Origin of the sequence: Halovenus amylolytica, from assembly GCA_004015825.1 — an archaeon.
GTDB classification, from domain to species: Archaea; Halobacteriota; Halobacteria; order Halobacteriales; family Haloarculaceae; genus Halovenus; species Halovenus amylolytica.
Genome location: SAYS01000009.1, coordinates 122,654 through 146,373, shown reverse-complemented (window position 1 = coordinate 146,373; position 23,720 = coordinate 122,654). Strand labels below are relative to the sequence as shown.

Genomic DNA, 23,720 nt, shown 5'->3' with positions numbered 1-23,720 from the left:
GAATTCAACATACGAGCTGGCATCGGAGAGAGACTGGCTCCCCCGTTCCATCATACGAACCTCATTTACCTTAGGTAAAGTAGGCTCCTCACCTACTGCACGCAGGTGAGGTAACTTCGGGACCTACTCAGGGCAATTCTTTAAATACGGCTATTTCATTTATTTCTCCGAACCGATGACAGACAGCGTCCCTACACCGACTAACGATCTCAACTGGAGGTGGAAGAACGATGAGCAGTAGCGAGGGGGACGGCTCTGTCATCTCTGAAGACCAGTTGGCCGATTTGAACGACCGTCAGCGAGAAATGTACTCTGAGAAGTTAGCCAGATTTGCTGATTATTTGACAACAGAAGGAAAAGAGCCGATAAGAGATATCGGCTATGCTGAAGACTCAGTCAATGAACGGGTTTTCCGATTTCATCGGATGATGAAGTGGATTTGGAACAATGAAGAACCGACGATAGAATTCACTTCGGAGCAGGGAGATACCGTGAATAATGCCCTAGAAACCGACTCGTTTCGGAAGATAGACGGGGAACGATTCGCTGAGGGATCGAAGCGTAAATTCAACGACGTCCTGCGAAACTGGTTCAAATTCCAGAGTATTGATTGGGAACCTGAATACATATTTTCCGACGGTGAACCACAAAATCAGCCAGATCCGTTCCACAAGAAGGAACTCAGGCAGATATGGGAAGCATCACTCGAATATAAAACAATTCCGAGTTATAACAACTTAACTCCGAGGAAACGTGACGAAAAGAAAGCTGATATCGCACAAAAGCTCGGGAAGCCAAAAGACGAAGTCCGACCTGCCGATTGGGACCGGATCAACAAGTGTTGGAAGATTCCATCCTTAATCCGCTCGACCAGAGGTCAGGGGTGGCGACCGGATATTATCGGGAGGATGGAGGAGGGGTGGTATGAACCGGAGACACAGACGATCCACATTCCGAACGGTGAAGCACCGAAGAATGATGCGTCGTGGAATCCGACGCTGTCCGACGAAGCAGCCTTTGCACTTGAGAAATGGCTCGACCAACGTGAGCTCCGGAGCAAATACGATGGTCGAGACGAAATTTGGCTCAATCGAGAGGGGAATCCGTATAATTCCGGGAGCCTGAATGATCTCCTTGATAATCTCTTGGAGGAAGCTGAAATTAGTTCCCGCGGCAGAAACCTTGTCTGGTACTCATTTCGGCACAGCGTTGGCACCTACGTATATGAGGAGTACAAAGATTTGGAGATTGTCGCCGAGCAGCTCCGACAAAAAAGCAAAACATCCGCAAGTAAGTACGTCCACCCACTGCCGGAACTCAAGAAAGAAGCTGCAGAGATAATGTGATTTTGGGTGGTAAGTCACCCCATACGGTCCAGCGCGTCTTGTCGGTCTTCAACGGGTGTCTGGTCATACTTCATTGTCGTCTCAGGGCTCTTGTGACGCAGCTGTGCCTGTGCTGCTGCGAGGTCTTCTTCGCGGGTCATGTAGGTCCCGACTGAGTGTCGAATGGCATACCAGCTCATCTGCCGGTGTTCTGTATTGATTCCGGCAATCTCACAGAGCCGACGCAGCAGATACCGGAGCGATGAGACATCGTAGACATTCCGCTGCCGGGTAAGCCAGATTGCATCCGTGTCGTCGTACGCCGGATATGCACGGCGTTCCCGCAGCCACCGCGAAAGCATTGCTGCAGTTCGATCACGAAGGCCGACAACCCAATTGTCTCTATTTTTTGCACTGTCATCCTTCGGAATTCGCAGCACACTATTGTCCAGATCAAGCCACGAGACATCTGACCGTTTGACCTCAACCGGTCGAAGTCCCGCATCAAGACTCGTCCAGACGAGCGATGGGATTTTCCAGCCGTTGGCACGCTCCCAATCGTCGGGTGACACGTCTGATTTGGGTTTCTCGAAGCGCTGTGCGAGATACCGCTTCCAGCGGTCCCGTTCGGGGGGTGAGAGATTGTTGTAGGAGGGTATCGATCCGTACTCAAGTGCTGCATCGCGGATCGCCCCGCGCTCTTCTCTGGTGAGGTAATCTCTCGGCTGTGTGCTACTATCGGCCGCAAACGTGATGTCCGGCTCCCATTCGCCGCGTCCCCGCTCATGTTGGAGCCACTTGTAGAGCATCTTCGTCGATTTCTGGCAGTTCCGCTTGTGTGTCGCGCTCACGTCACGACGGGCGAGATGATCCATCCACTCGTCGGCATGGTCGTGAGTGAGATTTACCGTATATCCACTCTCCAACTTCCAGACGAATCGGTAGAATCGATCCATTCGATACGAGCGTGGTTTGACCGTCCCTTTGGCGTATCCCTCTGCTTTGTCTGGCTCTTTCCCGTAGGTCAACAGCCACTGGAGGCACTCTTCGCGTTCGGAGCGATAATCGAGTAACTGTCGATGATTTAAGAACGACTCCGAGTTCTCGGTGACAACTGGATAGTCATCGAGGTCAATCATCGTCCGACCTCCCTATGGCGATTTGATACCAGTCCTGTGAGCTTGTATACGGTGGGCAAATTTTAGAATCGCCAGACAGCAGTCGATTGGCAGGTCTGTCCTGCGAGTCCAATAGGTGGGGCAAAACGGGAAATCGCAAGACTGCGCGGTTGTGTGTGAATCCTTCGAATCGCATTGGTCTGAGCATTGAGTGAAGTCACCTGTTATTCACAAACCAGAACCGCAAGAAGGAAGCCGGATTAGGATGCTCCGATTGGGATTTGAACCCAAGTCATTGCCGTGAGAGGGCAATATGATTGGCCGGACTACACCATCGGAGCGCGACAACGAAACGTTGCGCTGGTGTAGTTTTAATCATTGCGTTTTACCCCCGCATTGGGTGTCACTCTCCCTCATCATCGAACGGTGAGCCTGCAGCGTCCGGTTCCTCGCCCGAGAGACTGATAATGTTCTCACGGCCAACACGAAGCTTACTGATTACACCTTCGTCTTCCATATCAGAGAGGAGCATACTGACTTTGGATTTCGACCACTCGGTTTGCTCGACGATGCTGACCTGTCGCATCCGCCCACCATTTTCTTCGAGGAGTTTTAGCACACGGTCCTCGTCCGAGAGCAACTCCTCTTCCGGAACAGACATCTCCTCAGCGACTGGAGTCGTAGTACTCTTGTCCGCCGATGTTGTCGCTGGGGTCGTACCAGCCGGCTGGTTCCGATTCGAAACGTACCAGATCGTGCCGCCCCCCAGACCAACGAGCACCAGTAGTGCGAGAAAAATCGGAAGCATCGTGGTCGATTCCTGTGTGGATTCCCCATCTGTCACAGGTGTCTCGTCCTGTCCAGTGGACAGCTCCGACCTGGCAGGCATCAGTGTGACATTCGGTTCACCAGTAGCAAACTCCACGGGGCCGTCCCATCTGATCCATCTACTGCCACTCAAGTTGTCCGTCCTCTCGAGGCTGTCCGGGTCGGGTTCGACAGTGGCAAACTGGAGATTCTCGCCAGTTCGGATACGAAGGCGCTGCTGGTCAAGAATCCCGAACCCGCCGTCGAAGACGTCCGAGACGACGACACGGTCGTTCCTGACCTGGGCGAACTCTTCCCAGCGGAAGGACATCTCGACGACCCCATTCTGGTTGGCGTCGTCGTAGTAGGCGTCCCGCTGGAACCCTGTTGCGACCATCTCGCGACCAGTCACGTTCGCCCCACTGCTGGTGAGTCGATCCGCACGAAGCTGGAAATTCTCGAAGGTGTCGGTTTCCTCGGAGACGAACCGATCGGCGAATGTTTCGAACTGCTCGATTCGCTCGGTATCGACACTCGAAATATCTTCCTTGATCGCGACACGCCAGCGCGCGTCACCCGACTCGAACACCGTTATTTCGAAGACAGTCCGGTCGACCTCATCGAGTTGTGCAAACGCCGGGGCCGGATCTGATTGAGCGACCCCGCCCGCTGGATCGGCGAGAACAAGTCCTGTAACTAGCGTTACGACAGCAATAACAGCCAGTCCCACAGCCAACCCGCGATGCATCTATCATAGGTCACCAGAGGGTGGAATAAAAACACTGCGCCTGCTACTAGCTCGTTCAACTGTTCGGTACTCTTCGTCCCGACACGGCACCAGCGGTCGACCGACTATCACCCAATGCGAACAGCTGTTCCAGACCACGACGATCTATTTCTGTGAGCGTTCCTAATCAGTTAGGTTAGTCATACTAGATAGATACCAACTAGTTAGGTGTTAGATACAGACACGAAGCGTGCTTTGTATATTGTATAATGGTAGAACGCAACACAACCGACACCGAAGCCGACGACGTAGATATCGCGAGCGCAGCACAGAAGCTCAGGGACTCTTTCGAAGAGATGAGCACGCTCACGGACGAGCTTTCCGGGACGATGACCGAGGTAGCAGATGGCTTTGCATCGTTCAGTGATTCGACCAGAGGACTTCGTGAGAGCGAGTCAGTTCGCGTCGAATCCTCGGCCGGGCGGCAGTCCGGTCACGCGGTCGCAGACGACTGAGAGAGTCAGGGGGCGAGCCGGTTTTTCCGGTTTTTCATCTCCGCTTCGTACTGTTCGAAGGTGATCGGACACCACTCGGCAGCCAGATCGAGGATAGCCTCGGTCATCTGGCGGATCTCCCACTGGGCGTCGGCCGCAGCGCGCATATCGGCGACGTGCATCAGCATTCTGGCGTTCATCGACATCACCATGTTCACTTTCGTTCCGATCGGAAGGACGTAGCGCGCGTCTTCCGGCGGGAGCCCCATTTCGAGCAGTTCCTGATAGGAGTCGAATGCGTTCTCGATCGTCTCGCGGAACAGTTCCTCGCGGCGCTTTGCTGTCTCGTCGTCGACAGGGCCGGTGTCCTGATTCCGCCCGACCCAGTCGGGATCGTCGACAGATGGCGGAACGACGACCATCTCCCCCTCGCGGACGTCTGCCGGATCGACATCGTCGAAGGAGACGTACCGCATCGACTGAACATCGAAGGAGACGTGCCGGTGACGAGTGATCTGTGCCATACAGGAACGGCTGATCCCCTTGACAGCAAAGGTCGCGTGGGGATGCTCGAACGGACCGAAGTGACCGTGATCGAGTAGGTGGTGGATGAGTGTCTCCTGACGGTCTTCGAGCGAGTCGCCGCCGACTTCCTCCATAATCTCCTCGAAGGATGTCTCGCCGACAAACTCCTCCATGTAATCGTTGCGCGCGGCCTGGCAGATGAGCCGTTCGGGGTCCTCCGTCGCTTCGAGTAACTGGACGTCCATACAGATGCGACTGGCCTGGAGTGGTATAATTCCGCTGGTCGCACCTCGAAAGACGGTACCGAATCGTCAAAAATCAGGCCGCAGCGACGGAGGAGAGTTCGGCTCCGAGCGCTTCGAGCAGCGCCTCACGGGCGTTGTCGCGCTCCCCGACGAGGAATTCGACGCGTCCCTCGCGAGCGCCACGGACGTCCAGTGCAGCCCCTGGTGCGTGTTCGCGGGCAGCCTCGGCGACAGATCGGACGTCGACGTCCGTATCACTCCGGATGTACGCTTCGTCCTCGCCGATCCCGACGAGCGCAACGCCATCCTCCCGGTGTCGGCGGTAGAGTTCCTCGAGCAGCAGCGGCGTTGGCGGGAACTCGTATTTGTGCGTGTAGGCCTGGGTATCCAGCACGAGGATCGTCTCACCACCTGCATCGAACTCCTCCAGATTCGCCTCTGCAGTTTCGATCTCCGAATCCATCCGGGTCCGGTACTGCTCTGCGACGTGTCCGGCGAGCCCGACAGGATCGTCTGCCTCGTCGGCAAAGAGCAGATCCGAGATGAGTTCGCGTTTGTCCTCGTAGGACTGGTAGAAGGCCTTGAGCGCGACCGCTTCACGGAGGTTCGTGGTATCGTCGGGCTCGTAGCCGGCCTCCGTGGCGAGCTCGACGTACTGCTCGGGAGTGTCCTCCCAGAAGCTGATCGCCGGCAGGTGGCGCAGATCGTCACGAACGTCGGCGTTGACCTGTGCTGCGACGTTCGCGCCGAGCACGGTAGCCGTCGTCTCGAACTCGCCTTCGACTGTCGGGCTGACGAGGACGTCGATCGCGTCAGCCACACCCGTCTCGATGGCTCGCTCGTCGATGACGACACGGCGGGCGTCGTAGGTGTCGAGCAGATCGAAGCCGTCGATCGATTCGGCGGTGCCACCGGCCGCGACGAAGACGAAAAGCGGGAGCGTCTCGCCGTGTCGATCACGGTTTTGCAACATTGTCGTCACGTCCTTCGTCGCGTCGTCCATGTCGTACACCGAGCCGTCGAGCGGTCGGCGGTCGAAGTAGTGGTACTCCGAGTCCGCAGAGCCGTGTTCCTCACGCACGAGTGGGAGCGTCGCGCGCTCGATTGCAGCGCTTGCGACGTAGCCGTCGGCGGTTGCTGCGTGGCGGACGACGACCGGACGACCCTCGATGACGGCGCGACGGATCGCGGTCGCGGCGTCACGGATCGGCTCCTCGACCGACTCGACGGCCGGATCCTCGGTCAGGGACTCGAACTCACCGGGTCGGGCACGCTGGATCATCGCCTCGTGCATCCGTTCGGTGACTTCCTCGCGTTCGTCGTCTTCGAGCAGAACTAGCGCTTCGGTTTCGACCTGCAGTTCGTTGCGCCGGCGCTCGACTTCCCCCTCGATCCGGACCACATCACCCTCGCCGACCTCCGGGTAGGCCCGGACACCGGCCTCCTCGAAGGCCGCACATTCGACAGATGCGGTCTCGTCTCGCAGCTTGAACACCGTCGGACCGCTCGTCTGTCGGGCGGTCTCGATCTCACCTTCGAGCCGAACGCGCTTGCCGACGTAGTCCTCAAGTCGGTCGATCGTCACCGACTCGAACTCGGGACCGCTGGTGTCGTCGGTCGGCTCCGGTTCTTCCGACTCCGACGACGGTTCGGCAGATTCGTCGTCCGACTGGTCGTCCGCTGTCTCGGACTCGCTGGAGCTGCTGCGTTCTGTTTTCGAAACGTCGTCGGCTGTTGGCTTCGGACTCGATTCGGCTGACTGGTCCTCTGCTTCGTTGAGGAGGAGTTCCTCGTCGGCGCTCGGATCGTCGACGAGCGCGCCTCGGAAGTGGGAGCGATCCTGCCGGATCGACCAGCCCAGATCCACGTTGCCGTTGTCGCGGACGTTCTGGACCTGGACGTACACCGTATCGCCCGGTTCGAGATCGATACTGTCGAGACGCTGGTCGAGTTCGCTTTTGTGCAAGAGCCCAGTAACGCTGTCGCCGATATCGACAAAAATACCGAACTCGGCGTAGCCGTCGACTGTCCCCCGGTAGTAGCGTCGCGGCGACAGTTGATCGGGCTGGTTTCCTCGGAACTCGAAGACAACGTCTTCCTCGTGAAGTTCACATACGCGGCCATCAGTAGATGAACCGCAGATAATACATGATCCCATTGCATCGAAAAAGCGTGTCCGGCCTAAAACGGTTGTCGAATTGGTGCTGGCGAACTACTGATCGATCGGGGCCGTTTTCGCGACAACGAGAGTATGTGATTATTCGGGTGAACGCTATCAGTTTGAATACGAGTCCCTACTAGTTTCCTACGGGGCTGTCGATGAGAGAAACACGTATACCCGTGGAAGGGAGCGAGAGACCGGTCGCTGGAAGGCTGTACGTGTTGGGACGAGTACCGACAGGTCAACCAAGTTTGGAACCGCTGGGAACCCGGACGGTCACCACTGGATCCAGGACGGAGAGAGAATGGCATGACAGAAAGTGAGCCATACAAGGGCAGAGATCTGTTGCTGGAAGCACAGCAGATCTGGGGCATTCGGAGTCTGATCAACCAGTCGTTGCGCTTTTCGAACCCCTACCGCGCGATGATTATCCCGATCGTACTGGGTATTCTCCTGGCGGCACTCGCGCGGTACACACTGTATCTTGGGATTACCGGCGTCATCGCAACGGAGCTGAGCTTTACACTCGGTGTCGGCGTCTTCTGGCCTGCAGCGCTCGCAGCAGCACTCGGTGCGGACCTGATCAAAAAGGAGTGTAAATTCCAGTCCGGGCTTATCGGCTGAGGGCGACGTAGTCCCGCATTATCGACCGATATCGACGGCGTACTCGTAATCGCCGGCCCGGGCAGCGAACTGACCGAGCAGTTCAGCGGTAGCGTCGAGGTCGGCCAGATCGAGCATCTCGACTGGCGTGTGCATGTAGCGGTTCGGAATCCCGAGGTTCAGCGACGGAATCCCGCTTCGTGAGGTGTAAAAGGCATCGGCGTCGGTTCCGGTCCTGATCCCGGTGGCTTCGAGCTGGATGTCGATCGCCTGCTCCGCCGCGACGTCCCGGACAGCCGCGACTACGTTTGGATGACTCGCGCTCCCGCGCGTGACGGCGGGCCCCTCACCGAGTTCGACACCAGTCCGTTTGTTGCCGGGGGTCCCCGGTTCGTCGGTCGCGTGGGTCACGTCTGTCGCGATTGCCACGTCCGGATCGAGATCGAAGCCGACCATCTTCGCACCCTGCAACCCGACCTCTTCCTGGACAGTACTCACCGCGTAGACGGTCGCGTCCGGGTCGTGCTCTGCGGCCCGACGAAAGCCCTCCGCCGCTGCCCAGATCCCGACGCGATTGTCGAGACCGCGGGCAGCGATCCGGTCGCCTTCCAGTTCCGAGACGGTCTGCTGGAAGGTGATCGGATCACCGCGCTCGACGAGTTTCGCGACCTCGTCGCCGTCCTCGACGCCGATGTCGACGTGCTGTTCGTCGATATCCTGCACCGACTCGTCTTCGGGATCGCGGAGGTGGATCGCTGTCTGCCCGATGACACCGGAAACAGGGCCGTCGTCTGTGTGGATGTGGACGTGCTGGCCCTGAGAGACGGTCCGGTCAGAGCCGCCGATCCGGGCGATCCGGATGTAGCCGTCGTCTTCGATCTCCCGGACGATGAAGCCGATCTCGTCGCTGTGGCCCGCGAGCGCGACGGAGGTGTCGTTCCCGTCGAGTACTGCGACGGCGTTGCCGTAGTCGTCAGTCCGGATCTCGTCGGCGTACTCGGAGACGTACTCGACCCAGACCCGCTGGCTGGGGGATTCGAACCCGGAGGGACTGGCTGTTTCGAGTAGTGCGTCGAGAAACTCTCGCTGACTCTGGTTCATACAGGCCATTTGGCCGGGGCCGTGGTGAATTTACCGCTTGGTTACCAAATGTTGATATTCTGCGTATAGGCGAACACTGGACGGTTCCGGATCGGCAGACTGGAATCGGAATTATCCAATCGACAGCTGTGACCGACCCACACGGTCACCGAGCCACTTCGTTGTGTTTAAATACACCGGCACAGGAGTACTGAGTAGAATCGTGTAGGGGCTCCGGCCCCGAGTCCGTAGCAGGGCGAGAGTAACCCGACGATACGCGAGTCGTGGTAGCCAAGCGGCCCAAGGCGCATGGTTGCTAACCATGTGGCATAATGCCTCCGGGGTTCGAATCCCCGCCACGACGTCTAACACCCAATCCATGAGTGCAGAAGAACCAACAGACGGGGACGAAGTTGACGAGGACATTCGTTACTTCGTCCGCATCGGACAGACCGACCTCGACGGCACCAAGTCAGTCGAGCGGTCGCTGTCCGATCTCGACGGTATCGGCCGGCGTTCAGCCCGAATTATCGCCAACAAGGCAGGCATCGACCGCACCGCAACCTTCGGTGCGCTCGAAGACGACGAGATCGAGTCGATTACCGATCTCGTCCAAGGCTTTGCCGACGAAGTCCCGGACTGGCTCGCGAACCACCAGAACGACTTCTTCGCTGGCGAAACCACCCACGAGATCGGCAACGATCTGGAACTGACCCGCCGACAGGACATCAACCGCATGAAGATGATCGACTCCTACAAGGGAGTTCGACACAAACGCGGCCAGAAGGTCCGCGGTCAGCGGACGAAGTCCACGGGTCGATCCGAGGGGACCATCGGGGTCAACGTCGAAGCAATCAAAGAGGAAGCGGCGGAAGCCGCCGAAGAAGAGGAGGAAGGATAAATGGCGCTTGGATCAAACACGAAGTTCTACGAGACGCCGAACCACCCATACCAGGGAGAGCGCATCTCCGAGGAGACGGGACTTTCGGGCAAGTACGGACTGAAAAACAAAGAAGAACTCTGGCGTGCACAGTCCGAACTGCGCCAGTACCGCCGCGAGGCCCGACGCCTCATCGGCGACGCCGGCGGAGACGCCGTCGCAGCAGCCGACGAGGGTGCGGACTTTCTCGCTCGACTGCAGAAACTCGGCATCCTCTCGGACGAGGAGTCACTCGACGAGGTGCTGGCGCTGGACGTGACGGACATTCTCGAACGGCGACTCCAGACGGTCGCCTACCGGAAGGGACTGGCCAACACGACAGAGCAGGCCCGGCAGTTCATCAACCACGGCCACGTGCGAGTGGACGGTCGACGCGTCACCATCCCCTCCTACAAGGTCGAGGTTTCCGAGGCAGACACCGTGGAGTTCGACAGCAACTCGCCGCTGACGGACGAACTCCACCCGGAACGAGCGGAGGAACAATAACATGGCAGACGACGACATCTGGGGCATTGCCCACGTGCACGCATCGTTCAACAACACGATCATCACCATCACGGACCAGACCGGCGCCGAGACGCTGGCGAAATCCAGCGGTGGGACGGTCGTGAAGCAGAACCGCGACGAGGCGTCGCCCTACGCCGCCATGCAGATGGCCGAGACGGTCGCGGAAGAGGCCAAATCACAGGGTGTCGAAGGCGTCCACGTCCGCGTTCGCGGTCCTGGTGGCAACCAGCAGACCAACCCAGGGCCGGGCGCACAGGCGACGATCCGTGCGCTGGCCCGAGCCGGGCTGGAGATCGGACGGATCGAGGACGTCACCCCGATCCCACACGACGGAACACGCGGTCCGAAAAACGCAGGGTTCTAACACATGCCTGAATACGAGGTCCAGTTCGTCGAACGAGACGACCGGACGGCCCGATTCGCCGTCCGGCCGATCACGCCTGCGTTTGCCAACGGCATCCGCCGCGCGATGATCGCGGACGTGCCGACGCTGAGCGTCGACACCATCCGCTTCGTCGAGAACTCGAGTGTGATGTTCGACGAGCAGATCGGACTCCGGCTTGGATTGGTGCCGCTTACGACCCCACCGGGTGAGTTCGAGATCGGGGAGGAGGTCACACTGTCGATCGACGTCGAGGGGCCAGAGACGGCCTACTCCGGCGATATCGTCACCAGCGACGAGCTGGTCCAGCCCGCCGACGACAACATCCCGATCATCGACCTCAAGGAAGACCAGCGGCTGGAAGTCGAAGCAGACGCTGTGCTGGACGTCGGTCGGGAACACGCCAAACACCAGGGCGGCGTCGCCGTCTCCTACCGACACCTCCAGCGCGTCGAGGTCGTCGGCGAGAAAGGCGAGTTCGACGACGACGAACCCCAGATTCTTCGGGGTGTGATCGAGGAGGCTGCGGCCGAACACGCAGTCGGTGACGCCGAGAACGGCGACCTGGTCGCCACCGAGACCTTCGACAACGATCTCACGAACCGGTACCCTGGCAAGGAACTCGAAGTGACCGACATCGAGGACGCCTTCGTCTTCGACGTCGAGACGGACGGTTCGATGAGCGCGGACGATCTGGTGCTCGAAGCGATCGGCACGATCGAAGACCGCGCAGCGGAACTGAAGGAGACAGTACAGCTATGACAGGCACGTCCACTCGACCTGCGACTGCCCTCGCGCTGGAGAGCGGCGCGAACCGGCGGATCGAAAGCGGTTTGAGTGGACGAACACCAAGAGAAACTGCGTGCAGGGATAGCCAAGTCTGGCCAACGGCGCAGCGTTCAGGGCGCTGTCCCGTAGGGGTCCGCAGGTTCAAATCCTGCTCCCTGCACTTTTTAGGAGGTAGGTCATGAGTAAAACGAATCCGAGACTAAACAGTCTCATCGCCGATCTGAAGTCGGCTGCCCGGAACTCCGAGAGCAACGTCTGGAGTGACGTTGCGGATCGACTGGAGAAACCCCGGAGTACACACGCAGAAGTCAACCTGGGCCGCATCGAGCGGTACGCACAGGCTGACGAGACCGTCGTGGTACCCGGCAAAGTCCTCGGCAGCGGCGTCCTCCAGAAGGAGGTCGACGTGGCCGCTGTTGACTTTTCCGGCACAGCGCAGACGAAAATCGAACAGGTCGGAGATACCATGAAACTAGAAGAGGCACTCGAACAGAACCCAGACGGAACGAACGTACGGGTGATCCGATGAGCACCGCGAGATTCGACGCAGACGCGGTCATCGACGCCCGTGACTGCATCCTCGGTCGTGTGGCCTCACAGGTCGCCGAGCGCGCACTCGATGGCGAACGCGTCGCCGTCGTCAACGCCGAAGACGCTGTGATCACCGGCCGCAAGGAGCAGATCGAAGCGAAATTCGAGAAACGACGGGAGGTCGGCTCCGACCGCGGACCGGCCTACCCCAAACAGCCAGACCGCATCTTCAAGCGGTCGATCCGTGGCATGCTACCGCACAAGAAGCCACGCGGTCGCGAGGCATTCGAGAACGTCCGTGTCTACCTCGGCAATCCGTACGAGGAGGACGGAGAGATTCTGGAGGGCACCTCGCTGGATCGACTCTCGAAGATCAAGTTCGTCTCCCTCGGGGAGGTCAGCGAAACACTCGGAGCAAACGTCACATGGTAACGAACACATCAGGCAAGAAGAAGACGGCAATCGCACGGGCGACAGTCCGTGACGGTACCGGCAAGGTACGAATCGACAACACGCCCGTCGAACTGGTCGATCCGCAAAGCGCCCAGCTGAAGATGCTGGAGCCGTTCCGGATCACCGACGACGACCTCCGAGACGACGTCGATATCGACGTCAGCATCGAAGGTGGCGGCGTGATGGGTCAGGCAGACGCCGCGCGGACGGCGATCGCGCGTGGGTTGGTCCAGCATACGAACGACGCAGAACTGCGTGATGCCTACATGGAGTTCGACCGGTCGCTGCTCGTCAACGACGTTCGACAGAGCGAGGCCAAAAAGTGGGGCGGTCCGGGTGCCCGGGCGCGCTACCAGAAATCCTATCGGTGATCATCCATGATGGTACCAGTCCGGTGTTTCACCTGCGGTAACGTGGTCGGCGAACACTGGGAAGAGTTCAAACATCGGACCCGCGAGGCCGACGAGCCGGAGGATCCGGCGAAGGTACTCGACGAGCTGGGCGTGGAGCGACACTGCTGTCGCCGCATGCTCGTCTCACACAAAGATCTCGTCGACATCGTCGCCCCGTACCAGTAACCATGCCACGCACAGACAACAGATACGAACGGGCGCGGATCATCGGTGCGCGAGCGCTGCAGGTCGCCTACGGCGCGCCTGTACTGATCGACACCGAACAGACCGAGCCGATTCTCATCGCTGCCGAAGAGTACGATCGGGACGTGCTCCCGTTCACGGTCAGACGGGGGTACGACAGATGACAGAGACAGGTTGTGTACTATGACACTGATCACAGATATCCAACTCCGACGTGTTCTCGATTCGCGAGGGAACCCGACAGTCGAAGCGGACGTGCGAACCGAAAGCGGCGGCTTCGGCCGTGCCAAAGCGCCATCCGGCGCAAGCACGGGCGAACACGAGGCGATCGAACTCCCCGCCAGCGAGGCAATCGCCAGCGCACGGGAGAATGCCGTCCCGCGACTCGTCGGCGAAGTGTACGCCGGCGACCAGCGCGACGTCGACGCCACGCTACACGCCGCTGACGGTACGGACGACTTCTCCGGCATCGGCGCGAACAGCGCAGTCGCCATCTCGATGGCAGCCGCGAAAGCCGCCTCGGACGTGCTGGGCGCACCACTGTTCCAGCATCTCGGCGGCACCTTCCGGGGCGACGAGCTCCCGACGCCGCTTGGCAACGTCATCGGTGGCGGTGAACACGCTGCCGATGCGACCGACATCCAGGAGTTCCTCTCCGTCCCGGTCGGCGCCCCATCCGTCGAAGACGCCATCTTCGCGAACGCGGCCGTCCACGCAGCAGTCTCCGACATCCTCGGCGAGCGCGATATCGCTGCCGGGAAAGGCGACGAGGGTGCGTGGGCACCGTCGATTTCGGACGCGGAAGCCTTCGAGATCATGGAGGAAGCGACCGATCTCGTCGAAGACGAGGTCGGTTTCGAGATCCGCTTCGGACTGGACGTCGCCTCCGCAGAGATGTACGAGGACGGCGAGTACCAGTACAGCGATGGCTCGAAGACGACCGACGAGCAGATCGAGTACATGGCAGAGCTGATCGAGGAGTACAACCTCGTCTACGTCGAGGACCCACTCGACGAGAACGACTTCGAGGGCACTGCCGAACTCACCGGGAAAGTCAGCGACCAGGACGTGCTGATCTGTGGTGACGACCTCTTCGTGACGAACGTCTCGCGGCTCGAACGCGGGATCGACGAGGCGGCCGGCAACAGCATCCTGATCAAGCCCAACCAGATCGGAACGCTGTCCGATGCCGTCGACGCCATCGAACTGGCGACCGAGAACGGCTACGAGTCGGTCATCTCCCATCGCTCCGGCGAGACGGAGGATACGACGATCGCACACCTCGCGACCGCAGTAAGCGCCCCATACATCAAGACGGGCGCCGTCGGTGGCGAGCGAACGGCAAAACTGAACGAACTAATTCGAATCGAGCAAAACGCATGAGTGGAAACGACAACGAAGGTCTCGACGCAGCCGAGTCCGACGTCGATCCGGAGCAAGCGGAGGAAGCGCCGGAGAACGTCGACACGGCCGCGGAGACTGACGAACCTGCAGAATCGCCGGCCGAGGCCGAGGAGGCCGAGGCTGAATCAGACGGCCCGGACCTCGACGAGGACGTCATGTCCGACGAGGAAGCGGATCTGCTGATCCCCGTCGAGGACTACCTCGGCGCGGGTGTCCACATCGGGACCCAGCAGAACACCGCCGATATGAAGCGGTTCATCCACCGCGTCCGGACAGATGGTCTGTACGTACTGGACGTGTCGATGACCGACAGCCGCATCCGGACGGCTGCGGATTTCCTGTCCAACTACGAGCCAGAACAGATCCTCGTGGCCTCCTCGCGGCAGTACGGTCGGTTCCCGGCCGAGAAGTTCGCGACCGCTGTCGGTGCACGCGCCCGAACTGGCCGCTTCATCCCGGGGACGCTGACCAACCCGAAATACGACGGCTACATCGAACCCGACGTCGTGGTCGTCACCGACCCGATCGGTGACTCACAGGCAGTCAAGGAAGCGATCACGGTCGGCATTCCAGTGATCGCGATGTGTGACTCCAACAACACGACCAGCAACGTCGATCTGGTCGTCCCGACGAACAACAAGGGGCGAAAAGCACTCTCCGTCGTCTACTGGCTGCTGGCAAACGAGACACTCGACCGACGTGGTGCCGAGCCATCCTACAGCCTCGAAGACTTCGAGACCGATATCTGACGCTGTTTTTGCGGAGTTGTTCTGTTCGTGGCGCCCGGAGTTACACCTCTGGGTCCGGCCGTGAACCGACAGTAACGTCGACGGTCTCGCGTTCCCCGTCGCGGACGACCTCGATCTCGATAGTGTCACCAGGAGTGGTTTCGAGGGCGAGAAACGCAGAGAGCCGTTCGCGGTTCTGGATCGTCCAGTCGCCCATCCGGACGATCACGTCGCCGCCGACCGGAACCTGCCTGCCTCTGACCCGCTCTGTCGTCTGGGTACCACGCAGGGTACCGGCAGCTGGCCCATCCGAGACGACCTCACCGATGTAGACGCCCCAGCGGACACCGTCGAGATCGTTTGCGTCGATAATGCCGGGAGTCACGTCCCGCAGTCCGACACCGAGATAGGAGTGTTCGTACGTACCGTCCTCGATCAGTTCCGGGACCACCTCGCGAACCAGCGCTGCGGAGATAGCGAAGCCGACGTTTTCGGCCGGGTTCGCCTGCGATCCCCTGATGCCGGAGTTTATCACGCCGACGACCTCGCCGTCGTGAGTGATCAGGGGGCCACCGCTGTTGCCGGGGTTGAGCGCGGCGTCTGTCTGAACGCCGTCAGCGATCGAAAACGGCGTGCGGGGGATCTGGATCGTCCGGTTGCGGCCACTGATGACGCCGCTGGTAAAGGAGCCAGTGAGTTCGAAGGGGTTGCCGACGGCAGCGACCCGTGTGCCGACGGGTGGCTCTTCGTCGACGAGATCGAGCGGCGTCGCTTCCTCGGGCTTGTTTTCGGCTTCCAGTACCGCGAGATCGCTGTAGAGATCCGTCCCGACGATACTCGCATCACGCCAGCCGATATCGGTAAACCAGAGGAAGGGATCACTCCCCTCCCGGACGACGTGTTCGTTCGTCACGAGGTAGTCGTCGTCGTACACCCACGCCGTCCCGGCCGCTGCACCCTGCATGCCACCTTCCATCCTGACGGCAGTGACAGAGTCGACGACCTCCTGATAGACCCCCGACAGCTGTGAGTCCGCCTGTATCTGCTCCTGTTGCGGGGGGCGCTGTGGATCGTTCGAGAACTGTGCTGTCTCTGTGGTGTTGGATTCCTCCGGCGAGTCCGTCGGTGCGCCGAGTGAGCAACCCGCGATCGCAGTCGAAAGTGCAATACTAGCCGATGCGAGAAATGTACGTCGCGAGGACCGCTCGTCATCCATACCAGTGCAAAGGCTGCGAGCAAAATAAATCTCCGGTCACTCGTTTACCTGTTCGAGATACTGTGTGACGACGATCTGACCGGTCGTCGTCAGCTCCGGCCCGCCGGAGCCCCGCCGGACCAGCGAATCCGTCTGTAAGGAGTGAAGGAGTTTGCGGACGGTGTCGGGGGGAAAGTCGAGCACATCCCGGGCAGCGACACCGGTCCCGCGGGTCGAGTAAATCGTGACGAGCGTCTTGATCTCCGCCTCCGACAGCGAGAGTTGCTGCAGCGAGGCCAGCCGCTCGTCGTACTGCCGGCGGAGATATCGTCCGAGAAGCGAGAGCGTCCGTGGTGAGTCGGTCAGGGCCTGTGTCGTGATCGCCGTCCCGTCCGCGAAGTGACGAACCTCGATCGCGGGTCGTTCCTGCCCGTCGGCCGCCTGCTGGTTCCGTGTGAATCCGACCACGCCATCGATATCGATACCGACCGTACTGTCGTCTGTATCGAACGTGACAGCACTGGTCGAAATAGAGAGCAGCGCCGACTCGAAGGCAGCACCTGTGACGCGACCGCCACGGGTGGCAGGATGTTTGACCCTGACGAGTGTGTTGTTGAGGATCGTCTTGAAAGTCGCGGTCGTGAATTTGCGGACGAGTGACTCGTCGGCCCCGATCGCAGCGACGACGCGTTCGTCCCCACTGTCGTAGGCGATCGTCACACCCATCCCAGGGAGCGAATCGAACAGCGGTGGAATCGAACCGGTGTTGATATCGAAGATCGACTCGAGTGGAATCGAGAGTCGCTCGTCACCGGCCTCGAAGGCGAGTTCGCCGTGGCGGAGCACCACTGTTGCCGTCTGGGGCCCGGTCCAGTCGGGACTCTCCGCGACAGCCGTGGCCGAAAACCTTGCCAGTGGCGCAGAACTCATCGGAACAGGAAGCTGTTTGCTGTAGAGGAAAATAAAGTTCGCGGCAAGGATCGATCGGCAGCCGAACCACGGGCCGAAGGAGTCGATTATAAGTAACAACCAGCCGAATGACGGTGTGCAATGGAACTCACATGGCACGGCCACTCGACGTGGCAGGTCGAACTCGGTGGGACGACACTGCTGATCGATCCCTTCTTCGACAACCCGAAGACGGAGATGGCACCCGAGGAACTGGATCCGGAGTACGTCCTCCTGACACACGGCCACATGGATCACATCGCCGACGCCGGTGCGTTCACCGACGCGACGGTCGCAACCACGCCGGAGCTGGCCGGGTTCGTCGTCGACGAATACGGCATCGACGAGGAGAATACGATCGGCTTCAACCTCGGTGGGACGGTCGAACTCGGGGATGCCTTCGTCACGATGGTCCAGGCAGACCACACCAACGGGATGGAAACGAGCTACGAGTACTCGGGCGGCCCGCCAGCAGGCTACGTCATCTCGGATACGAACCCGACGAAAGTCGCCGACGAGGAGTCAGAGACGTTCTACCACGCCGGCGATACGGCGCTGATGTCCGAGATGAAAGACGTCATCGGACCGTTCCTCGAACCGGACGTCGCTGCGCTGCCGGCCGGGGATCACTTCACGATGGGACCGCTGCAGGCTTCGATCGCCGCCGACTGGCTGGATGTCGACTACGCGATGCCGATGCACTACGATTCGATGGCAGTAATCGAACTCGACACGCGCGATTTCGAACGGGCAATCGAGGGGAACGCACCGGGTGTCGAACCCGTCATCCTCGATGGTGACGAATCGTTCACCTACGAGTAGGTACCGGTCAAGCCCCTCGCCGTCGAGGGCGGACGACCAGTCAGAATCCACGCGGTCACCGGCAAGCGCTGACAACACAGGTAGTATTTTCACTACTGCCGATAGATATACAGAGGCATATGGCAGACATCGAAATCGATAGCACGAGCACGGAAGGGTACGCAACGACGAACGTCATCGGCGACTGGGAGCTGGCCATCGACGCGACAGGCGAGGAAGGGCCGGACCCGAACCAGGTACTGGTCGCAGATTATGCCTCCTGTTTCATCCCGGCTTTCCGCGTCGGGGCGAACAAGGAAGGGTTCAGCGACATCGGCACCGTCAACATCGAGGCCTACGCCGATATCGACGAGGAAGACGACCTCGAATCGATCTACTTCGACGTCCACGTCGAGGAGTCACTCGGGGATTCGATCGAGGACGTCGTCGACCGCGCCGAAGATATCTGTCACGTCCACACAGCACTCCGAGAAGAGCTCCACGCCGAGGTCACCGTCGAAGACAGCGTCGATTTCTAACGACACCTCACGGCCGGGCGGGAGTCCCACAACAGTAACACTTTCACCAGCCTGGTCCGAAAGCGGTGTATGACCAACGGCTGGCGAGACCAGCTTGCTGGAGCCCGGATGCAGGTCGACCAGCAGTTCAACGACCGTATTCTCGGCTCCGAGTTTTCCAACCAGGAGTGGGGACTCATCATGACGGCCGTCGAGTTCGATATCCAGCAGCCGGACGATCCCGACCAGGCAGAGCTCGTCGCGGATACTGACAAGATCGCCCAGGTAATTCCGGAACTGGATAATCTCCCACAGGGGATGGGTGGCCCACCCCAGAGGCAATCGGACTCCGGGGGTGACGGCCTGTTCAGTGGACTCAAAAGTGCACTCGGGCTAGGCGGTGGCTCCGAGGGGGACAACGTCGACGAGCAGAAGCTCGAATCGGCGACCGCACTCGTCGAGGAGTACACGACAGAGTTACAGACACATCTCGAACAGGAAGGCCGCTGGGAGATGCTCTGTGAACGGGCGAGTCAGAGTTAGCCCGCGTGAAACAGCGTCAGTTCCTCTGCTTCGTAGATATTGATGAGTTCGTTTACGATCTCGTCGTAGGACTCGTCCTCGACTCGAAGACCGTCCAGTCGCTCTATGGTCTCCTCGTCGAGTTCTATCTCGGACATACATGTTAGTTCGAGTGGTATTCTCTTAAATGGTCGGCCGGCACACAACTGCTATGTGAATTCCACCCGTCAGTGAGAGCGTGAGCGAGTACGACCTCGAACGGTATCTGACAGTCCGGAGCGCGTACGGCGGGTCGATCGGCCCCGACGGGCGGCTGGCCTTCCTGCTGGATACGACCGGTGTCGGACAGATCTGGACGCTCGACGACCCCCAGATGTGGCCCACACAGCGAACCTTCTACGACGAACCGGTCTCCTTCGTCAGCTACGCACCGGAGCGCCCCGAGCTCGTCTTCGGGATGGACGAGGGCGGCAACGAACGCATGCAGCTATTCCGCCTCGGCGAGGATGGCACCATCACGCCGCTTACCGGGATGTCCGATGCGAAACACCGCTGGGGCGGGTGGAGTTCCGACGGTGAACAGTTCGCCTTCGCCTCGAACCGCCGGGACGAATCGGTGTTCGACATCTACGTGCAGGGCCGGACAGACCGTGGCGACGATGCGGAACTGATCTACGAGGGCGAGGGCTGGCTCTCGGTTGGTGGCTGGAGTCCCGACGACGACGCGCTTATCCTCAGCAAGGCGTATTCGAGTTTCGACCAGGACGTCTACGTTCTCGATCTCGAAACGGGCGAGCGCCGCCATCTCACGCCCCACGACGGGAATATCCGATACAGGAGCGTCCAGTGGGGTCCATCTGGTGAGTGGCTGTATCTCGTCACCGACGACGGGGCAGAAACGCTGTATCTCGCGCGAATGGACCGGGTAACCGGCGAACTCGAACAGCTCCGCAGCGGTGGCGAGTGGAACATCGACGGTGTGGCAGTGGACGACGAAACTGGGGCACTGATCTACTCGCGAAATGTCGACGGCTACACCGAACTGACGCTCTGTGAACTCACCGAGTCCGGCGATGTGCGGGATCTCCCGATGCCGGAACTTCCGGGTAACGTCGCTGGCGGCGTCAGCTTCGGCCCCGACGGCGATCGGTTCGCCCTCTCCTCGTCGGGCCGGTCGGAGAACACGAACGTGAGCGTCGTGGATCTGGCGGGGTTACGAGCCATCGGCGCAGCCGACTCCGACGCAGACAGTTCGAGTCTCGACAGCACAGTCACCCGCTGGACACGGGCCTCGACTGCGGGTATCCCACCCGAGACGTTCGTCGAACCGGAGCTGTGCCGGTACCCGACCTTCGACGACCGCGAGATTCCAGCCTTCTTCTCACTGCCGGAGACGGTGCCAGACGGTGGCGTGCCGGTCATTGTCGACATCCACGGTGGTCCGGAGAGCCAGCGCCGGCCCTCCTTTTCGGGGCTGCGACAGTACTTTCTCTCGCGTGGCTACGCACTGTTCGAGCCGAACGTTCGTGGCTCGTCGGGGTACGGTCGCAGCTACGCCCACCTCGACGACGTCGAAAAGCGGATGGATTCAGTCCGGGATATCAGATACGCGGTCGACTGGCTCCAGTCCAGAGATACGATCGCTCCGGACCGGATCGTCGCCAAGGGCGGCTCCTACGGCGGATTCATGGTACTCGCCGCACTCACCGAGTACCCCGGCCTGTGGGCTGCCGGCGTCGACGTCGTCGGGATCGCGAACTTCGTCACCTTCCTCGAAAACACCGGCTCCTGGCGGCGCGAACTCCGTGAAGCGGAGTACGGCTCGCTCGAAGCGGATCGGGAGTTCCTCGAATCGATCAGTCCGACCAACAACATCGACCGGATCGAGGCCCCACTGTTCGTGTTACACGGTGCGAACGATCCGCGAGTACCGGTCGGAGAGGCAGAACAGATCGTCGAGCAAGCCCGTGAGCAGGACGTACCCGTCGAGAAGCTGATTTTCGACGACGAGGGCCACGGTATCTCGAAACTGGAAAACCAGATCGACGCATACAGCAGGGTCGTCGACTTCCTCGACGAGCACGTCTAGCTGTTCTGGGAGCGGTATAGCAGCTATCGGCCTTTGGTCTGTCGTGCACAGAAACGCCTGCGCCGAACGGAGTCCGCACAGAATTGTCGTCGACCGAGCAAAGATGAGACAGATTTTGATCTATTCAACATGGTTTATAATCCCGTAGCAGAAAGTACCAGTATTGCCTGGGAACCCCAGGATTTAGCTAATGGGATTAACTACGAACGACCGCGCCATTGCCCGGTTTACGATGCTCGGCCACGCGCTCGTCCACTGGTACGAGCTCTCGATTCCGATCTTCCTCGTGGTCTGGCAGGATTCGTTCGACGTCTCGATCGCGTTTATCGGCCTGATCGTCGCGCTCGGCTACGCGCCCTTCGGCATCGGTGCGCTACCGGCGGGGATACTCGCCGACCGATTCGGCCCCAAGCGACTAATTTTGGCCTGTTTCGCAGGGATGAGCCTCTCCTTTTTCGCGCTGGCCTTCGCGACATCGATCTATCTGATCGGTGCAGCACTCGTCGTCTGGGGAATCGTCGCGAGTGTCTACCACCCGGCGGGGATGTCGCTGATCAGCACTGGTGCGGAGAGACAGGGGACGGTGTTCGCCTACCACGGGATCGCCGGCAACGTTGGGATCACGCTGGGTCCGTTCGCGGCCGCGACGCTTTTGATCGGGTTCGACTGGGAGATCGTCGCTGCACTGCTCGCGGTGCCGGGAATCGCTGCCTTCCTCTACGGATTGCGCGCTGATTTCGATACGACGGCCGCCGTCGAGGAGGATATCGACGCCGATGCCGGCACGCCGATTACAGTGCCGGCATTCATCAGGAATACGAAGACGCTCATGGCGAGTGCCTTCCTCGTCGTGTTCGTCATCGTCACCTTCGAGGGGCTGTTCTATCGCGGGATCCTCACCTTCCTGCCGGATATTCTCCAGGGCCTGCCGGTCATGGAGGGGATCGAACTGCAGGCCGGCCTGCAGGGGATCAAGCCCGGTGATTACATCTTCGTCGGTCTGCTCGTCGTCGGGATGGGCGGGCAGTACGCCGGCGGCAAACTCACGGAACGGGTCCCGGTCGAGCGGGGGATGGTCGCCATCTTCGTAACGCTGGCTGTGCTCGCTCTCGTCTTCGTCCCGGTCTCCGATCTGGGTCTCGGCCCGTTGCTCGTGCTCTGTGGCCTGATCGGATTTTTCCTCTTTGCGATCCAGCCGTTCTACCAGGTCGCAGTCGCGCAGTACACCCCGCCCGATACCCGTGGGCTCTCCTATGGCTACACCTATCTGGCGGAGTTCGGCTTCGGGGCCGCGAGTATCGCAATCGGTGGGTACCTCATCGGCGGGTTCGGGCTGCCGGCGTTTTTCACGGTGCTCGCAGCCTTCGCAGTCGTCGGTGCCTCACTCGGTGCCGTCCTCCTGTTCGGCGCAGATCGGATCGCGTTCATCCAGAGCTACGAGCAGGAAACGGCGGACTGAGGCGGATTCATACTGGTAGCTACAAGGAACTGAAGAATTTCAACCCCACGTGGGGTGAGTCGAACAACGTGAGGCGATCCTCGTGAGCACTTGTTCTCACGGGGGCCGAATAGCTGTCCGAATGGACAGCCACCAGTATCAGTTACTCTCCTGCCAGTGATCGTGCCGTCGAAGCTGTCGCCGTCTTTTTGTGGCGTCACTGACCTTCGTCTGTCACCCGGTCTCGATTACGACACGCTCTCCCGAGCCAAGATCTAACAGCAGGGCCGGCCTACAGCCAGTATGGCAGAATCGATCCCACGGATCAGACGGGCCGAGGATATCGAGTACGAACCACTGGATGCAGCAGACGGCCTCTCGAAAGGCGTTCTCGTCAACGAAGCCTACGGTGCGCCGAATATCGCACTACGCAAATTCGTTCTCGACGCTGGTGCGACAGTTCCAGAGCACACAAACGAGATCGAACACGAACAGTACGTACTCTCCGGGGAGTACGTCGTCGGCATCGAAGGCGAGGAGTACACCGTCGCTGCTGGCGATACGATTCATATCCCGGCAGGCGCGGTCCACTGGTATCGCAACGAGGGAGATGAAGAAGGGGTCTTTCTCTGTGCGGTGCCGACGGGTGACGACGAAATCGAGCTTGTGGAGTGAGCTCATAGCGATTATTGCGAGTTTTCACTGGCGTGCTGAAACTCACCGCAGTACTCACCATCAGTCGGGTGATAGTGATTGTTGCGAGTCTGTACCCCTCTGGCGACACAAATTCTGTG

The 23,720-nt window shown here is 60.0% G+C and carries 28 protein-coding genes and 3 tRNA genes; 22 read left to right on the top strand and 9 right to left on the bottom strand.

The features are described 5' to 3' along the window. Window positions 1–230 precede the first annotated feature (230 nt). Window positions 231–1,346, top strand: a complete 1,116-nt coding sequence (locus EOW68_RS09795) for a tyrosine-type recombinase/integrase (RefSeq protein WP_128224974.1) — start codon at window positions 231–233, stop codon at window positions 1,344–1,346. A 14-nt stretch (window positions 1,347–1,360) separates the two neighbouring features. On the opposite strand, the gene EOW68_RS09790 is transcribed toward EOW68_RS09795, so the two are convergent. The 3 genes from EOW68_RS09790 to EOW68_RS09780 all read right to left on the bottom strand — a co-directional run bounded on the left by EOW68_RS09790 (window position 1,361) and on the right by EOW68_RS09780 (window position 3,998). Further along, window positions 1,361–2,464: a tyrosine-type recombinase/integrase gene (locus tag EOW68_RS09790; RefSeq protein WP_128224973.1), complete on the bottom strand. Its 1,104-nt coding sequence runs from the start codon at window positions 2,462–2,464 to the stop codon at window positions 1,361–1,363. A gap of 245 nt (window positions 2,465–2,709) precedes the next feature. Continuing rightward, window positions 2,710–2,784: transfer RNA gene (locus EOW68_RS09785), tRNA-Glu, on the bottom strand. Between the two features lie 62 nt (window positions 2,785–2,846). Further along, window positions 2,847–3,998, bottom strand: coding sequence for a helix-turn-helix transcriptional regulator (locus EOW68_RS09780; protein WP_128224972.1), 1,152 nt, complete (start codon window positions 3,996–3,998; stop codon window positions 2,847–2,849). Window positions 3,999–4,246: 248 nt separating this feature from the next. Here EOW68_RS09780 and EOW68_RS09775 point away from each other — a divergent pair, with 248 nt between their 5' ends. Next, on the top strand, window positions 4,247–4,492 hold the full coding sequence (locus EOW68_RS09775; protein WP_128224971.1) for a hypothetical protein: 246 nt from the start codon (window positions 4,247–4,249) through the stop codon (window positions 4,490–4,492). 5 nt (window positions 4,493–4,497) lie between these two features. Here EOW68_RS09775 and thyX read toward each other — a convergent pair whose 3' ends face one another. After that, entirely contained in the window at window positions 4,498–5,241 is a 744-nt protein-coding gene (gene thyX, locus EOW68_RS09770; RefSeq protein WP_128224970.1) for an FAD-dependent thymidylate synthase, read from the bottom strand. Between the two features lie 73 nt (window positions 5,242–5,314). After that, on the bottom strand, window positions 5,315–7,399 hold the full coding sequence (locus tag EOW68_RS09765; protein ID WP_128224969.1) for a DHH family phosphoesterase: 2,085 nt from the start codon (window positions 7,397–7,399) through the stop codon (window positions 5,315–5,317). 312 nt (window positions 7,400–7,711) lie between these two features. Here EOW68_RS09765 and EOW68_RS09760 point away from each other — a divergent pair, with 312 nt between their 5' ends. After that, window positions 7,712–8,026: a hypothetical protein gene (locus EOW68_RS09760; protein ID WP_128224968.1), complete on the top strand. Its 315-nt coding sequence runs from the start codon at window positions 7,712–7,714 to the stop codon at window positions 8,024–8,026. An 18-nt stretch (window positions 8,027–8,044) separates the two neighbouring features. On the opposite strand, the gene EOW68_RS09755 is transcribed toward EOW68_RS09760, so the two are convergent. Continuing rightward, on the bottom strand, window positions 8,045–9,106 hold the full coding sequence (locus EOW68_RS09755) for a M20/M25/M40 family metallo-hydrolase (RefSeq protein ID WP_128224967.1): 1,062 nt from the start codon (window positions 9,104–9,106) through the stop codon (window positions 8,045–8,047). Between the two features lie 260 nt (window positions 9,107–9,366). Between EOW68_RS09755 and EOW68_RS09750 the strand changes: the two genes are divergently transcribed. The 13 genes from EOW68_RS09750 (at window position 9,367) to rpsB (ending at window position 15,436) form a co-directional block, all read left to right on the top strand. Beyond that, a tRNA-Ser gene (locus EOW68_RS09750) sits at window positions 9,367–9,449 on the top strand. A 15-nt stretch (window positions 9,450–9,464) separates the two neighbouring features. Next, window positions 9,465–9,986, top strand: coding sequence for a 30S ribosomal protein S13 (locus EOW68_RS09745; protein ID WP_128224966.1), 522 nt, complete (start codon window positions 9,465–9,467; stop codon window positions 9,984–9,986). Beyond that, window positions 9,987–10,511: a 30S ribosomal protein S4 gene (locus EOW68_RS09740; protein WP_128224965.1), complete on the top strand. Its 525-nt coding sequence runs from the start codon at window positions 9,987–9,989 to the stop codon at window positions 10,509–10,511. 1 nt (window position 10,512) lies between these two features. Then, complete coding sequence (locus tag EOW68_RS09735; protein ID WP_128224964.1) at window positions 10,513–10,896, top strand: 30S ribosomal protein S11; 384 nt, start codon at window positions 10,513–10,515, stop codon at window positions 10,894–10,896. Between the two features lie 3 nt (window positions 10,897–10,899). Then, entirely contained in the window at window positions 10,900–11,676 is a 777-nt protein-coding gene (locus tag EOW68_RS09730; protein ID WP_128224963.1) for a DNA-directed RNA polymerase subunit D, read from the top strand. A gap of 102 nt (window positions 11,677–11,778) precedes the next feature. Beyond that, window positions 11,779–11,863: transfer RNA gene (locus tag EOW68_RS09725), tRNA-Leu, on the top strand. 18 nt (window positions 11,864–11,881) lie between these two features. Continuing rightward, window positions 11,882–12,232, top strand: coding sequence for a 50S ribosomal protein L18e (locus EOW68_RS09720; RefSeq protein ID WP_128224962.1), 351 nt, complete (start codon window positions 11,882–11,884; stop codon window positions 12,230–12,232). Continuing rightward, window positions 12,229–12,666 carry a 50S ribosomal protein L13 gene (locus tag EOW68_RS09715; protein WP_128224961.1) on the top strand — a complete coding sequence of 146 codons (438 nt, stop codon included), beginning with the start codon at window positions 12,229–12,231 and terminating at the stop codon, window positions 12,664–12,666. Before EOW68_RS09720 ends, EOW68_RS09715 begins: the two co-directional genes overlap by 4 nt. Beyond that, window positions 12,660–13,058, top strand: a complete 399-nt coding sequence (locus EOW68_RS09710; protein WP_128224960.1) for a 30S ribosomal protein S9 — start codon at window positions 12,660–12,662, stop codon at window positions 13,056–13,058. The genes EOW68_RS09715 and EOW68_RS09710 overlap by 7 nt, the downstream gene beginning before the upstream one ends. A 6-nt stretch (window positions 13,059–13,064) precedes the next feature. Next, window positions 13,065–13,265, top strand: coding sequence for a DNA-directed RNA polymerase subunit N (locus tag EOW68_RS09705; protein WP_128224959.1), 201 nt, complete (start codon window positions 13,065–13,067; stop codon window positions 13,263–13,265). A 2-nt stretch (window positions 13,266–13,267) separates the two neighbouring features. After that, window positions 13,268–13,447, top strand: coding sequence for a DNA-directed RNA polymerase subunit K (locus EOW68_RS09700; RefSeq protein ID WP_128224958.1), 180 nt, complete (start codon window positions 13,268–13,270; stop codon window positions 13,445–13,447). Window positions 13,448–13,466: 19 nt separating this feature from the next. Next, window positions 13,467–14,666 carry a phosphopyruvate hydratase gene (gene eno / locus EOW68_RS09695; protein WP_128224957.1) on the top strand — a complete coding sequence of 400 codons (1,200 nt, stop codon included), beginning with the start codon at window positions 13,467–13,469 and terminating at the stop codon, window positions 14,664–14,666. Then, window positions 14,663–15,436 carry a 30S ribosomal protein S2 gene (gene rpsB / locus EOW68_RS09690; protein WP_128224956.1) on the top strand — a complete coding sequence of 258 codons (774 nt, stop codon included), beginning with the start codon at window positions 14,663–14,665 and terminating at the stop codon, window positions 15,434–15,436. Before eno ends, rpsB begins: the two co-directional genes overlap by 4 nt. A gap of 40 nt (window positions 15,437–15,476) precedes the next feature. On the opposite strand, the gene EOW68_RS09685 is transcribed toward rpsB, so the two are convergent. Next, the gene (locus tag EOW68_RS09685) at window positions 15,477–16,631 is read right to left on the bottom strand and encodes a S1C family serine protease (RefSeq protein ID WP_128224955.1); all 1,155 of its coding nucleotides are present in this window, start codon (window positions 16,629–16,631) and stop codon (window positions 15,477–15,479) included. A 36-nt stretch (window positions 16,632–16,667) separates the two neighbouring features. After that, window positions 16,668–17,540 (bottom strand): CheF family chemotaxis protein, encoded by an 873-nt coding sequence (locus EOW68_RS09680; RefSeq protein WP_128224954.1) that lies wholly within the window; start codon window positions 17,538–17,540, stop codon window positions 16,668–16,670. A gap of 120 nt (window positions 17,541–17,660) precedes the next feature. Here EOW68_RS09680 and EOW68_RS09675 point away from each other — a divergent pair, with 120 nt between their 5' ends. From EOW68_RS09675 to EOW68_RS09665, 3 genes are all read left to right on the top strand, one after another. After that, window positions 17,661–18,380 (top strand): metal-dependent hydrolase, encoded by a 720-nt coding sequence (locus EOW68_RS09675; RefSeq protein ID WP_128224953.1) that lies wholly within the window; start codon window positions 17,661–17,663, stop codon window positions 18,378–18,380. A gap of 119 nt (window positions 18,381–18,499) precedes the next feature. After that, entirely contained in the window at window positions 18,500–18,898 is a 399-nt protein-coding gene (locus tag EOW68_RS09670; RefSeq protein ID WP_128224952.1) for an OsmC family protein, read from the top strand. A 69-nt stretch (window positions 18,899–18,967) separates the two neighbouring features. After that, window positions 18,968–19,420 (top strand): DUF5799 family protein, encoded by a 453-nt coding sequence (locus tag EOW68_RS09665; protein WP_128224951.1) that lies wholly within the window; start codon window positions 18,968–18,970, stop codon window positions 19,418–19,420. On the opposite strand, the gene EOW68_RS18670 is transcribed toward EOW68_RS09665, so the two are convergent. Next, on the bottom strand, window positions 19,417–19,557 hold the full coding sequence (locus tag EOW68_RS18670; protein WP_431358847.1) for a DUF7557 family protein: 141 nt from the start codon (window positions 19,555–19,557) through the stop codon (window positions 19,417–19,419). The two genes, EOW68_RS09665 and EOW68_RS18670, sit on opposite strands and share 4 nt — an antisense overlap. A gap of 80 nt (window positions 19,558–19,637) precedes the next feature. On the opposite strand from EOW68_RS18670, the gene EOW68_RS09660 reads away from it, so the two are divergent. The 3 genes from EOW68_RS09660 to EOW68_RS09650 all read left to right on the top strand — a co-directional run bounded on the left by EOW68_RS09660 (window position 19,638) and on the right by EOW68_RS09650 (window position 23,601). Beyond that, on the top strand, window positions 19,638–21,488 hold the full coding sequence (locus EOW68_RS09660) for a S9 family peptidase (RefSeq protein WP_128224950.1): 1,851 nt from the start codon (window positions 19,638–19,640) through the stop codon (window positions 21,486–21,488). 190 nt (window positions 21,489–21,678) lie between these two features. Further along, window positions 21,679–22,947: an MFS transporter gene (locus EOW68_RS09655; protein ID WP_128224949.1), complete on the top strand. Its 1,269-nt coding sequence runs from the start codon at window positions 21,679–21,681 to the stop codon at window positions 22,945–22,947. A 282-nt stretch (window positions 22,948–23,229) separates the two neighbouring features. Further along, window positions 23,230–23,601, top strand: a complete 372-nt coding sequence (locus EOW68_RS09650; RefSeq protein WP_128224948.1) for a cupin domain-containing protein — start codon at window positions 23,230–23,232, stop codon at window positions 23,599–23,601. Window positions 23,602–23,720: the final 119 nt, after the last annotated feature.

Excerpts from the sequence above, each read along its gene's own strand:
- EOW68_RS09795 (WP_128224974.1), top strand. The coding sequence starts at position 231 with ATGAGCAGTAGCGAGGGGGACGGCTCTGTCATCTCTGAAGACCAGTTG.
- EOW68_RS09790 (WP_128224973.1), bottom strand. The coding sequence starts at position 2,464 with ATGATTGACCTCGATGACTATCCAGTTGTCACCGAGAACTCGGAGTCG.
- EOW68_RS09780 (WP_128224972.1), bottom strand. The coding sequence starts at position 3,998 with ATGCATCGCGGGTTGGCTGTGGGACTGGCTGTTATTGCTGTCGTAACG.
- EOW68_RS09775 (WP_128224971.1), top strand. The coding sequence starts at position 4,247 with ATGGTAGAACGCAACACAACCGACACCGAAGCCGACGACGTAGATATC.
- thyX (WP_128224970.1), bottom strand. The coding sequence starts at position 5,241 with ATGGACGTCCAGTTACTCGAAGCGACGGAGGACCCCGAACGGCTCATC.
- EOW68_RS09765 (WP_128224969.1), bottom strand. The coding sequence starts at position 7,399 with ATGGGATCATGTATTATCTGCGGTTCATCTACTGATGGCCGCGTATGT.
- EOW68_RS09760 (WP_128224968.1), top strand. The coding sequence starts at position 7,712 with ATGACAGAAAGTGAGCCATACAAGGGCAGAGATCTGTTGCTGGAAGCA.
- EOW68_RS09755 (WP_128224967.1), bottom strand. The coding sequence starts at position 9,106 with ATGAACCAGAGTCAGCGAGAGTTTCTCGACGCACTACTCGAAACAGCC.
- EOW68_RS09745 (WP_128224966.1), top strand. The coding sequence starts at position 9,465 with ATGAGTGCAGAAGAACCAACAGACGGGGACGAAGTTGACGAGGACATT.
- EOW68_RS09740 (WP_128224965.1), top strand. The coding sequence starts at position 9,987 with ATGGCGCTTGGATCAAACACGAAGTTCTACGAGACGCCGAACCACCCA.
- EOW68_RS09735 (WP_128224964.1), top strand. The coding sequence starts at position 10,513 with ATGGCAGACGACGACATCTGGGGCATTGCCCACGTGCACGCATCGTTC.
- EOW68_RS09730 (WP_128224963.1), top strand. The coding sequence starts at position 10,900 with ATGCCTGAATACGAGGTCCAGTTCGTCGAACGAGACGACCGGACGGCC.
- EOW68_RS09720 (WP_128224962.1), top strand. The coding sequence starts at position 11,882 with ATGAGTAAAACGAATCCGAGACTAAACAGTCTCATCGCCGATCTGAAG.
- EOW68_RS09715 (WP_128224961.1), top strand. The coding sequence starts at position 12,229 with ATGAGCACCGCGAGATTCGACGCAGACGCGGTCATCGACGCCCGTGAC.
- EOW68_RS09710 (WP_128224960.1), top strand. The coding sequence starts at position 12,660 with ATGGTAACGAACACATCAGGCAAGAAGAAGACGGCAATCGCACGGGCG.
- EOW68_RS09705 (WP_128224959.1), top strand. The coding sequence starts at position 13,065 with ATGATGGTACCAGTCCGGTGTTTCACCTGCGGTAACGTGGTCGGCGAA.
- EOW68_RS09700 (WP_128224958.1), top strand. The coding sequence starts at position 13,268 with ATGCCACGCACAGACAACAGATACGAACGGGCGCGGATCATCGGTGCG.
- eno (WP_128224957.1), top strand. The coding sequence starts at position 13,467 with ATGACACTGATCACAGATATCCAACTCCGACGTGTTCTCGATTCGCGA.
- rpsB (WP_128224956.1), top strand. The coding sequence starts at position 14,663 with ATGAGTGGAAACGACAACGAAGGTCTCGACGCAGCCGAGTCCGACGTC.
- EOW68_RS09685 (WP_128224955.1), bottom strand. The coding sequence starts at position 16,631 with ATGGATGACGAGCGGTCCTCGCGACGTACATTTCTCGCATCGGCTAGT.
- EOW68_RS09680 (WP_128224954.1), bottom strand. The coding sequence starts at position 17,540 with ATGAGTTCTGCGCCACTGGCAAGGTTTTCGGCCACGGCTGTCGCGGAG.
- EOW68_RS09675 (WP_128224953.1), top strand. The coding sequence starts at position 17,661 with ATGGAACTCACATGGCACGGCCACTCGACGTGGCAGGTCGAACTCGGT.
- EOW68_RS09670 (WP_128224952.1), top strand. The coding sequence starts at position 18,500 with ATGGCAGACATCGAAATCGATAGCACGAGCACGGAAGGGTACGCAACG.
- EOW68_RS09665 (WP_128224951.1), top strand. The coding sequence starts at position 18,968 with ATGACCAACGGCTGGCGAGACCAGCTTGCTGGAGCCCGGATGCAGGTC.
- EOW68_RS18670 (WP_431358847.1), bottom strand. The coding sequence starts at position 19,557 with ATGTCCGAGATAGAACTCGACGAGGAGACCATAGAGCGACTGGACGGT.
- EOW68_RS09655 (WP_128224949.1), top strand. The coding sequence starts at position 21,679 with ATGGGATTAACTACGAACGACCGCGCCATTGCCCGGTTTACGATGCTC.
- EOW68_RS09650 (WP_128224948.1), top strand. The coding sequence starts at position 23,230 with ATGGCAGAATCGATCCCACGGATCAGACGGGCCGAGGATATCGAGTAC.